Source organism: Faecalibacterium sp. An192 (assembly GCF_002160175.1).
GTDB lineage: Bacteria > Bacillota > Clostridia > Oscillospirales > Ruminococcaceae > Faecalibacterium.
This window is the reverse complement of sequence record NZ_NFKB01000072.1, coordinates 1-11178: the sequence shown is the minus strand read 5'-3', so window position 1 is coordinate 11178 and position 11178 is coordinate 1. Positions and strand designations below refer to the sequence as shown.

General features: G+C 51.1%; 10 protein-coding genes and 1 pseudogene. All 11 read right to left on the bottom strand.

Annotation, left to right across the window (positions count from 1 at the left end):
- Positions 1-187: pseudogene (locus tag B5F27_RS14825) on the bottom strand (metal-dependent transcriptional regulator); the annotation flags it as partial.
- 163 nt (positions 188-350) lie between these two features.
- The gene (locus B5F27_RS14820; protein WP_087368868.1) at positions 351-2099 is read right to left on the bottom strand and encodes an ABC transporter ATP-binding protein; all 1749 of its coding nucleotides are present in this window, start codon (positions 2097-2099) and stop codon (positions 351-353) included.
- The gene (locus B5F27_RS14815; RefSeq protein ID WP_087368867.1) at positions 2100-3884 is read right to left on the bottom strand and encodes an ABC transporter ATP-binding protein; all 1785 of its coding nucleotides are present in this window, start codon (positions 3882-3884) and stop codon (positions 2100-2102) included.
- Between the two features lie 15 nt (positions 3885-3899).
- Entirely contained in the window at positions 3900-5381 is a 1482-nt protein-coding gene (locus tag B5F27_RS14810; RefSeq protein WP_087368866.1) for an energy-coupling factor ABC transporter ATP-binding protein, read from the bottom strand.
- Positions 5369-6142, bottom strand: a complete 774-nt coding sequence (locus B5F27_RS14805) for an energy-coupling factor transporter transmembrane component T (RefSeq protein ID WP_087368865.1) — start codon at positions 6140-6142, stop codon at positions 5369-5371. The genes B5F27_RS14810 and B5F27_RS14805 overlap by 13 nt, the downstream gene beginning before the upstream one ends.
- Before the next feature lie 111 nt (positions 6143-6253).
- On the bottom strand, positions 6254-6856 hold the full coding sequence (locus B5F27_RS14800) for an MptD family putative ECF transporter S component (RefSeq protein WP_087368864.1): 603 nt from the start codon (positions 6854-6856) through the stop codon (positions 6254-6256).
- Between the two features lie 130 nt (positions 6857-6986).
- A complete protein-coding gene (locus tag B5F27_RS14795) occupies positions 6987-7973 on the bottom strand; it encodes an AraC family transcriptional regulator (protein ID WP_087368863.1) in 987 nt (328 codons plus the stop codon).
- Between the two features lie 222 nt (positions 7974-8195).
- Positions 8196-9062: an alpha/beta hydrolase gene (locus B5F27_RS14790; protein WP_158098269.1), complete on the bottom strand. Its 867-nt coding sequence runs from the start codon at positions 9060-9062 to the stop codon at positions 8196-8198.
- A gap of 13 nt (positions 9063-9075) precedes the next feature.
- Complete coding sequence (locus B5F27_RS14785; protein ID WP_087368861.1) at positions 9076-9558, bottom strand: ABC transporter permease; 483 nt, start codon at positions 9556-9558, stop codon at positions 9076-9078.
- Positions 9558-10364 carry a class I SAM-dependent methyltransferase gene (locus B5F27_RS14780; protein WP_087368860.1) on the bottom strand — a complete coding sequence of 269 codons (807 nt, stop codon included), beginning with the start codon at positions 10362-10364 and terminating at the stop codon, positions 9558-9560. Before B5F27_RS14780 ends, B5F27_RS14785 begins: the two co-directional genes overlap by 1 nt.
- 15 nt (positions 10365-10379) lie before the next feature.
- A complete protein-coding gene (locus B5F27_RS14775; RefSeq protein WP_242962213.1) occupies positions 10380-10859 on the bottom strand; it encodes a hypothetical protein in 480 nt (159 codons plus the stop codon).
- Positions 10860-11178: the final 319 nt, after the last annotated feature.

The following is an 11178-nucleotide window of genomic DNA, read 5'->3' as shown; positions in this document are numbered from 1 at the left end:
GGTGAAGGAAGTGATCTTCGTCCACCGTGAGGAAGCCGCCAGTTTGCAGAAGGGAAACCGCATGGCTTACACTGGGCTTTGAGAGGTTCAGGTGCCGCACCACATCTATAGAGCGGACCATTCCCTTCTGCTTTTGGATAACAAGGATGGCTTCCAGGTAGTCCTCCCCGGATGCGTGAAGTTTCATATTTACCTCCTAACAGCGGGGGTATGGTGCAAAGAAGGTGTGACAATGCATTTTTTAGTTGTCTCAAAATCACAATTGCAGGCGACATATATCTTTTAGAAAAGCCGTACTTTGCACATTCTATCATTCTTAAGGTGGCTTTGTTTTGTGACATATCTTAGATTTATGCCAAGCTCCATCCAGCAGCATTTTTTCGGATATTAACAAAGTCCTGATAGATACCGGGCTGCCCCAAAAGTTCCTCATGGGTACCTTGCTGCGCGATTTGTCCGTTGTTAATGACCAAAATCTGATCAGCATTCTGGATGGTATTCAGCCGGTGGGCAATGACAAGCAGAGTCTTTCCTTTGACCAGTTCAGAAATAGCTTCCTGGATGTAACTCTCGTTATCAGTATCTACACTGGCAGTCGCTTCATCCAAAATAACGATGGGAGCGTCTTTCAAGATGCAGCGGGCAATAGAAATCCGCTGTTTCTCACCGCCAGAGAGGGTAGCGCCACCTTCGCCCACCATCGTCTGAAACCCGTCAGGTAAGGCCATGATGAAATCATAGCAGCGGGCTTTCCTTGCAGCTTCGTAGACTTCCTCCTCCGTGGCATCCGGTTTCCCCATGCTGATATTGTTATAGATTGTGTCCTGGAACAAATACACACGCTGAAATACCATGCTGATTTGATCCATCAGCTCCGACAACGGCACATTCCGAATATCTACTCCTCTGACGGTCACACTGCCGGATTTCACATCCCACAGCCGGGCAAGCAAGTTTGCAATCGTGGATTTGCCTCCGCCGGAAGGCCCAACCAAAGCTGTCATGGAATTTTTCTGCATGGAAAAGCTGATATGACGCAGAACTTCTTTATCCTGATAAGCAAAGGTAACATCATGAAACTGCACTTCCGACTGTCCTGGCTGTGCCTTGGCCGGAAGGTGCTGCTTGCCGGTATCAGGAAGTTCCGGTTCATCCAGTACTGCCTCAATGCGGTCCAGTGCAGCGTTCATTACAGTCAGACGGGATGCCTCTCCATAGAGCGCCTTCAGTGGGCCAAAAAGGTCAAATACAAACAGCAGAACGCCCAACACATAGGCCAGGGAGAGCGCGCCGCTCTGTTCCAGCACAATGGCCAAACCGAAGATTGCCGCAATGCCAATCCCGTAGAGAATATTCAGGCCCACAGTCCACGGCGTCATTTTTCGCTCAAACGCAAGAGATGTATTTCTGGACCGTTTGAAATTTCCGGTTAGTTCCTCCGACTTTTCACCCAGCAGGTTATAGCTCTTGATAACGCCAATACCTTCCACAAAGGACAGAACCGCATCCGTCAGCCGTTCGCTTTGCTCCTGGCGGCCTGCCGCTTCCCGCAGGGAGACCTTGTTCATCCCCTTGGATACCAGCCATGCCAAAATGGTTACCGCCGCAGCAATCAAACCGAGCTGCCAGTTCAAATAAAACATAAAAGCCAGGAGAACCAAAGAGGACAGCAAATAACTCATCATATTGCCCAGCGTACTCATGGCGACTTCTTCAATGAAAACCATATCGGTACTAAGGACAGAACTGATTTTGCCGATGTTCCCCGATGTAAAATAACCCATTGGCAGTTTTCGCAGATGGCCTCCCAGTTCCATGCGCTTATCTGCAAACATCAAATATCCTGCTGCGCTCTGCAGGCTGTCACTGAGATAGTGAACAAACATTTGTACCAGTACCGCCGCAACAAGGCCGATTCCTACATATAAGCAGGTCTGCCCGGTCAGTGTTCCGGCCGCAAATCCGCTCAGCACCACAAAGGCCAGAAAAATCGGCATCTTAGACAGGATAGACTCCAAAAACGCGCAGACAAATGCGCCCTGGATGCGCCCCTTATAACGGCCGGAGAGTTTCAAAATTCTCGAAAACAGTGCAAACATTTATTTCCCCTCCTTTGCAGTATATACTTTCCATTCGGCGCTGTCCTGTGCAGCCTTCCACAATTTTTGATATTCAGGGCAGGACTGAATCAATTCCTGATGCTTTCCGGTGGCCACCAGATTGCCATGATCCATAACGCATATCTGGTCAGCGTTCATAATTGCGGGCAGCTTATGAGCAATGACAACCAGGGTCTTGCCCTTCACCAGCTCTGCAATGGCAGCCTCCATTTTTTCCTCATTCTCGGGGTCAGCGTAGGCGGTCGCCTCGTCAAGCACGACAATGGGGGCATCTTTTAAGATTGCGCGCGCCAAAGAAATACGCTGGCGCTGGCCGCCGGAAAGCATTTTTCCGGCATCGCCCGCCATAGATCGAATGCCCTGGGGCAGTTTCTCCAGAAACTCCATACATTGGGCCTTCTTAGCTGCCTCCAATACTTCTTCATCCGTTGCATTCAGCCGGCCGAGCCGGATATTCTCCAGCAGAGAGGTATTGAACAGGTATTGATCCTGCGCCACATAAGAAATGCGGCTGTTCAATGCCTCCAGACTCATATCGCATAGTTTCTGCCCGCCGATGGAAATACTGCCCTTTTGCGGGTCGTAGTAGTGAATCAACAGTTTGGCAAGGGTACTCTTGCCAGAACCGGACTCACCCACAAGGGCTGTTTTCTGTCCGGCTTTTGCGGTAAAGGAAATGTCGTGGAGAACTTCATCTTCAATCATTGCAGGTTTCCCGTCCGGGCCAGGCTGCATTGTCTGATAGGCGAAAGTAACATGGTCATAGGTAATGGTGTCATCTTTTCCATGAAATTCATCGCTGGTCTGCTGAAGTTCCGGCGCATCCAAGACTTGCTCCAGCGCAGAAATCTTGTAGTTAAGCTGAGGCATGGTAGGCAGGAACCCAAGAGATTTGAGCAGCGGCATACCGATACTCAGGGAAAGGCATAATACCAAAATCAAATCCGGCAAAGCCGACCAGCCGGAAAGAACAAACCAGGCCCCCAGCGGCAGAGTCAGGATAATGGTGCAGGGCAGCAAACAGCTGTAAATCGCCATCCAGGGCCATGCGGCCTTGTACCATGCCAGAGTATAATCTCTATAATCGGACACATCCTTGCGGAACCGTTCATAGGAGTCGGCGTCTTTGTTAAATACCTTGACGACCTCCATTCCGTTAATGTACTCAATGATGGTATTGTTCATCTTCTGCCCGGCCATGTAGTAAGGGCCCATTTTCTTCATGCCGACAGAATACATCGTCATCATGGCAATCAGGCTGATGGGGATAGATGCCAGAGACAAAAGCGCCAGTTTCCAGTCCACAAAAAACATTGCAACATAAACTGCAACGGGAATCATCAAGTTTGCGATCCCCTCTGGCATGGAGTGGGCCAGCAGAACCTCCAAACTGTCCACATCATCCACAAACAGCTTTTTGACTGTGCCGGTGCCTTTATCCTGGATTACACCCAGCGGCAGCTTTTCAAAGCGCTTTTGCAGCGCAGTCCGCAAACGGAGCAGGGTATCATACGCCGCCTTATGGGAGATGTTCAACCCCCAGCCATAGAGAACAGCTTGCAGCACCAGGCATACCAGCACCAACACTACTCGCAGGATGATAAAAGAAGCGTTGATTGCCTCCCCCATGACCAGCGGCGCGATCACCTGGTAAGCCAGCACGAAGGGAAGAACACCCATTAGAACGCTGACCAACACCACTGCCGTGGCCGCATAGAGTCCTTTTTTGTGAGGCCCTGCGTACTCAAACACTTTTTGAAACATAAGTCTAACCTCCCATCAGTTAAAATACTTTTCAGAAAGGGTTTTCAAAATCTCAGGTGAAAGCCTGTGATTTTGAATGGCCCCGTGGTCATCCAACTGAACCACTTCCGTACAGGTACGGACAATGAACTCAAAATCATGGGATACCACAAAAACAATCACCCCGGAATTTGAAAGCTGTTCAATCAGATTGCTGACGCGCACCATCGAATCATAATCCAAACCACTGGTAGGCTCATCGAAGTAAATCACTGGGCTATCTTTTACGATAGCGGCACCGATGGTGACCCGTTGTTTTTGACCACCTGAGAGAGAAGCCGGGTGGCGCTCCCGATACTCTGAAAGCTCCAAAGCATCCAATGTGGCGTCTACTTTTTCTTTGCAATCGTCCTTTATTCCAAGAGACAGTTCTTCTTCCACGCTGCTGGCAAAGAGCTGATAGTCTGTATCCTGCATCACCAGGTAAGACAGAGCGCGCCGCTGACGGAGTGTGAGTTTCTTTCCGTCAAAGCTGATTTCCCCCTGCCGCTGTTTTAAGAGGCCGGTCAAAATCGACAAAAGCGTTGTCTTCCCCGCGCCATTGTGACCGAGAATCCCAATGACATCTCCCGCATGAGCTTCAAAGCTGACATTCTGGAAGACAGCAGGCCCTTTCTTATAAGAGAACGCCAAGTTTTGCACCGTCAACAGGTGCTTATTATCGGAAAGATGTTCCTTTTCTTGATAGTTTTTCGCATCTCGTTCTGGATACACTGTCCGCAGGCCGTAGGAAATGCGGGTTTTCTCAGGCAGCGTGCAGAACTGTTCTCTGGTAAATTCCATTTCAACCTTTCCATCCTGAATGAGAAATACCCGGTCAATCAAATCCCGCAGGTAATAAAAGCGATGTTCTACTACGAAGATGGTATATCCGTCTTGCTTCAATTTCCCCATGATTTCAGCCAACCGTTTGGTAGCCGCATAATCCAAATTGGCGGATGGCTCATCAAAAATGTAGACTTTGGGTGAGAGAGCGTAAACCGAACCAATGGCAATCTGCTGTTTTTCCCCGCTGGACAGGGCGAAAATACTCCTGTTCAGGTAGTCCACCAATTCCAAATCTTTGGCCGCCTTTGCGATTCGTCCAATCGTTTCTTCACGGGGAAGGCCCATGTTTTCACATCCAAAGGCCAGTTCCCGTGTAGTATCTGTCATAAAAAACTGAGAACGCGGGTCCTGGAATACAGTTCCTACCTGCCCAGCCAGCTGTGACGGTTTCATCTCCAGGAGTGAGCGCCCGTCCATCACAAGATCACCCTGAATTTCTCCGGGGTAAAAGTGCGGGATCAGGCCATTAAGCGAACGGATCAGTGTTGTCTTGCCACAGCCGCTTCGCCCGGTCAGAAGGATAAACTCGCCGGTCTGTACGGTCATATCAATGCCACGGAGGGTAAAATCCTGGCTTTCCTCATAGCGAAAACTGAAATTCTGAAATGAGATCACCGTTACACCCTCCACAAAATGATTTCCCCGATTTTGGTCTGGTCAATAATGAGAAGTCCAGCCAAAAAAAGGATGCCCAAGAGAGATACCACAATTTCCGGCCACGAAAAGCGAATCGGACGCAGCGCATATCGTTTGCATTCCAGTTCCAGACCGCGTGTTGTGCCGGATGCCGCCAGTTCATCCGTGACCTTCAGGCACCGCATCAGCAGCGGTATCAAAATATACTCTATCGTTGCCAATGGATGGGATACCCGTTTCCAGAGGGTATCGCTGATACCGCGAATATCCATCGTGCTGCGGATTTGCCGATATTCAATCCTTAAAGTGGGGATATAGCGGAACATGACCACAAGAGGGATTGTGACCGCCTGTGGCAACTTCATCCTTTGGAGGGCTACCATCAAATCGTCCATGTAGGTGGTCCGCAATATCCAAAGTCCCATCATTACGATGGGGATCAATTTCAGGACCGTCACACCAAATACGCTCATAATCACGCTCAAAACCGGCACTTGCACATAACGGAGCAGAGCGTTGAGATAGGCTACAATAATATAGGTCACTATCATCTTCACCGCCCATTTTCCGCCATTGCCTAAAGCGATAAACGCCCCATAAACCAGCATGAGCGCAAGGCTGACAACTTCTCCGGCCAAAAAGTAACTGACAAAACCGATGCAGACCAGGAGAAGAATTTTGCAGCGTGGGTCCAGGAGTGCAGACCCGTGGAGGGGCTGCCGCTCAATTATTTGTTTGATTTGTGCTTCTTCCATTCCAATGCCTCCCTATAAAATCAAAGCGCAGGACTACATTAGCCCCGCGCTTTGAAATCAGGCAGCCCGCTTGCATGCGTTTGTCTGATGCATTTTGGGGGGCTGATCCTGTTATTTTACTGAAACGAGTCCAGCCTTGATAAAGTGCTTCTTCAACGCTTTTTGTCCGATCAGTCCGCCAATCAATCCACCGACCAGGCCAGCCGCAACAATGACGACCAGCATGGGAACGGAAGTAATATTCAACATTCCATCAATGTACTCCTGCGCGATGTTGTTCTTCTCCATAGCCCCGACAAAGGCGCTCTGAAGGAATTTGATGGGGCAGATTGCGCTGAAAGCAAAAATAGCGCTGAACAACGCATAGGCGACCATCATGGATTTCATCGTAATCTCTTTCCGGCCCATAACCAGGAAGTCACAGATTACACCGCCAATTACAAGGCCAATGGGAATAAACCAGAATGCGCCCACTAACAGGAACAGGATCGCCTGAATTGCAGCGCAGATGGTAAAAACGCCCTTTTTCGGTACCTTGGCCAGAAGGAGCATCATTACGATGCCATTGGGAATCGCAACAACGGACGGGTAAAACACATTGGTCACCGGACCGGCCACACTCATAATGGTGCTGATAATCATGCAGATGATCCACATGAGAGCAGTCAGAACGCCGATGAGAATAAAGTCTTTCGCATTCAACTTTTGTTTCATGCTGATGCCTCCTCATTTCGTTGCAAAATAAAAATGCGGTGCAGTTAGCAAATCCTAACCACACCACATAGAATATCAATTATCTCAGACTGATTCAACCCAAAACCTGCCCGTTTTGACCCAAAATCAGTCAACCTTTATTTTTTGTGTTATCAAACATACTTTCTCGGTAATTTTTTGGAGCTACACCGTATCTTTTTTTGAATGCGGCAGCAAAATTGCAGGCTTTTCCATATCCAACGATTGCGGCAACCTCGCTTACATTCCGGTCCCCTTCTAAAAGTAACTGTGCCGCCTGTGCCAAACGCTGCTCAATAACATATTGATGGATTGGCATACCGTAGAATGATGAGAACCCGCGTGTCAGCTTCGTCATGCTTAAGTGTACCATACGGGATAATTCTTCACAGGAAGGAGCAAATGCAAGCTGGCTGTCTATAATTCGCTTGGCTTCCATAATGGCTGTTCGCTCAGTGCGGGACATAGAAATGTTTTTGCCCATTAAGATGTCCAGTTCCAGCACTTCGCCCAAATAAATCGACAGCAGTTCCAGCAGTTTCCCGTCCAGATACAAATATCCCAGCCCGCCACGATATTGGGTGAAACGGCTTGTCTCGGCTAAAATTTGCTCCATAACAGGCGTCACTGGAACTTTTGAAACCCCGTTTAGAAGTTTTTTCTCATAGGCGGTTACTTCCTGCCCGTCAAAATAATCCGATAGAAGCCTGGAGAAATAGGAGATTGGAATTTTGATACTCTTGAACAAGAAATTGCTATCCTTTTTGTAGCAAATATATTCTGTTCCTTCATGTCCGGCATAAATACAGGATTCATTTTTTTGAATCGTCACAGAACGCCGTTCATCCATGATACCCCAGGAAATTCCATCATTCAGGCAGAAAATAATTTGCATATACTCCTTACTGACAGGTCCCTGTACATTCATGTCAGACCGGTAACACATTTGCCAGTCCGAAAGAATCACTCCGTGCTTGATTTTTGTTTGAGCAATTCGCCCGTTCCCCATATCAGACGGAATATCTATCGAAATTGTTTGTGGTGAATTTGTTATGAGGTCATTATATAATTTGTCAAGATAATGGCTTCCGTGTATCATGATTTATCTTCACCTCCAGTATAGGTTAGCCATTACTAATGTAATGATATATCGAACACTGTCATATAGTCAAGTGGGAAAACAGTCTTTATCTGACAGAGCACAGCCCTTCATTTAAGCCTTAGCCCATAGCCGGGGGCCTCCTCGGTCCCCGGGATGATAAAACGAGCCTTTGCCTTCTTCTGGATCAGCTATGAATCCCAAAAGAACACATTGTTTATTTCATTCCATTCGCGCCTTTATAAAGCCCGTCACCAAATCCGCGTACTGTTCCAGCCGCACCATCAGCGCCAGGTGCCCGCCGGTCAGGTGGGTGACCACCGTGGGGCTGGGCATCAGGTCGATCAGGTCCTGCTTGCAGGCCGGCGTAAAGGTGATATCATCCTCGGACAAAATCAGCAGCACCCGCCCCTTCCAGGGGGCAAAGTCATCCTGTGTCAGGCCGAAGTAATGCTCCGCGTCGCAAAGGAAGTCGATCATGTGGGCCTCGTAGGGCTTGGTGAGCAGTTCCAGCATGGCATCGCAGATTTCCTTCATGGCAACCTTTTCCGCCGCTGTGAAGTTGTCTGTTTTCATTTTCAGCACCGCCCGCCGCATCATCCCCTTGATGAAGGAAAAGGGCAGGATGGACAGCCACTTCTTAAACTTTCGCTGGCTCTCGACCATTTGCATCAGGTCCCGATACCCTTCTTCGCTCATGCTGCCGGACAGGGAGCAGGTGTTGGAGAGCACCAGCCCCTCCACCACCTCCGGGTGGCGGGTGGCGATGACCTGGGCCACCACACCGCCCAGGGACTGGCCCACCAGCCAGACCCTCTCCCCCAAATGGCGCAGCAGTTCCGCCACGGCGTCGGCAAATTCACCGTTGTCCGCAAACGGAATCTGATAGTCAAAGGTCAGCACCGAAAAATCCTGCGCAAAGCTGGCGAAGTGTTTATAAAACAGGTCCGAAAGCCCAATGCCGCCGGTGAGCAGTACCAGCGTGGCCTTTGCCTGTGAATTTTTGTAGTAGCGGTAAACAAAGGGCTTCCCGCTGCTGACCGTGAAGGCGGCCGCAGGATAAGTCAGGCGAAATTCTGCAAGCGTCATGGAAATCCTCCCCTCAAATCCAGGTGAGCAGCCAGCCATCGAGGATGGCAACAAGCAGGAACATTACAATGCCGCGCAGGAAAGACGAAATGTGCTTACCGGGGTCAGCGTACAGTTCCGGCCGGTTTTCCGTGCCAGAGAACCGCACCCGCTTGGTGTTCCTCCACCAGAGGAGATCGATCACCACCAGGTCGAACAGGTTGAAGCCCTGCCCTAAGAGCAGGGCATTCAGGAAGTTTCCCGCGAAATCCTCCCGTCGCGTCAACAGCCCCAGGCCGAACAAAAGAATGGCGAACAGAAGCAGGTTGCCCACAAAAGTCATTGCCGGCCTTTGCTGACGGATCTTCCCTGCTAATTCCGGGCGGGAGCGGACGATGTTTTGCACGGCGTCGGGATAGGCGCGGAAACCATAGAGATTTTTGCGATCGCCGCCGGTGCCTAGCCAGCACGCGCCCCAAAACAGGCCGCACAGCGCCACAAGTTCAATCAGCAGCATCACTTCCGCCCCACCAGCATCCGGGATTCGCCCAGCATCATCAGAGCCGCCCGGCGTTTGGAGCCGAAAGCCTCCTGGGCCGTGTCGATCAGCCGCACATCCTGATAGCCCATGTCCCGCAGCTCCTGGGCGAAGGATTCCATATCCCCGTACATCCGGGGCTTCATGTCATCGTTGAGGGCGAACACTCCGCCCTTTTTCAGCACCCGCAGGGTCTCCCGCAGCAGCGCCCGCTTGTCCGAGCCCATCACATTATGATAGACGTAGTTGCTCACCACGGCGTCAAAGCTTTCATCGAGGAAGTCCAACTTGTTGGCGTCCCCATGCTGGAACCGGCACTGGGCCGCCACCCCTTCACTGGCGGCGTTTTTCTCGCACATGGCCTGGCCGTAGCCGTAGGCTACGCCCCAGTAGTCGATACCGGTCACCTGGGCGGCCGGCCAGGTGAGGGCGGCCCGGATGGACAGCGCGCCGGAGCCGCAGCCCACCTCCAGCAGTGTGCCCTTGCCGTCAAAATCCAGATGGGAAAGAACCACCTGGTGGACCCGCTCCATCATGCCTCCGCCGCCGAAAGCGTACTGTTTCCGTATCCAGCCGCACCAGCACAGCAGCGCGAGAAGGGCCACCGCCACGATTCCAAAGACGATGCCCAGCCAGAGGAGATGGAACGCCCAAACGGACAGTGCCGCCAGCACCACCGACAGGGCCAGCAGCCCGCCCACCATGTAAAAGACCGGGTTGGACATCCAACTCCCGTAGTCCTCGCCGTGGGTGCCAAGGCGGATTTTGGCAACATTCTGTTTCATGGGATTGTTTCCTCCTTATCGCAATGTTTGCAGCAACAGCCCCAGCCCCGCCTGCGCAGCGGCAAGAATGGGACACATCAAAAACGGCCACTGGAGCAGGTGCTCGGGCAGCGCGTAGCCCTTCATCCAGGCGTTGAAGCCATAGCCGGGGTGGCCTTCAGTCCCCGGGATGATAAAACGAGCTTTCGCCTTCTTCTGGATCAGCCAGAAATCCAGAAAGAACAGGTCACAGAAATTGACCATCATCCACTGGATGTACCCGGTCAGGGCCAGGGGCCAGAAACCTGTTGTACCGCCTTCCACAGCGCTAGCCGCTCCGTAGAGCAGCAGGGGCAGCAGCTCCCCAAAGCAAATCCAAAGCCAGTAAAAACGGTTTTCAGCCCCTGTAGGCGGCTCTTTCGCCGCCTTGATGATGGCAGGCGGATAACAGGGGAACAGCAGCCTTGGGTTATACAGTGCCACCGCGGCAGCAAACAGGTTGAAGTAGGCCGCCATAGCAAGACCGTCCAGTAGGGTTCGTGTCCAGTTCATACGCACCTCCTTGCAGATGCAGCTTTGATTAGCTGTAACTAACCATCTTGTATGTAACTATACACCATCTAACGACGAAAAGCAATCCCCTTATACCAGCCGGCCACTTGAGAAAAGAGAAAGAGCAGATGCCGCACGGCACCTGCCCATCTGGCTTCCTTAGATTCCTTGCCATCCTTCCAACATCACCATCAGGCGCTGTATGCCGCGCCGGATGCTGCTGCTGATACGGACCCGGCCCACGCCCTCGGCTTCGGCAATCTCTGCAACGCTCATCCCCAAG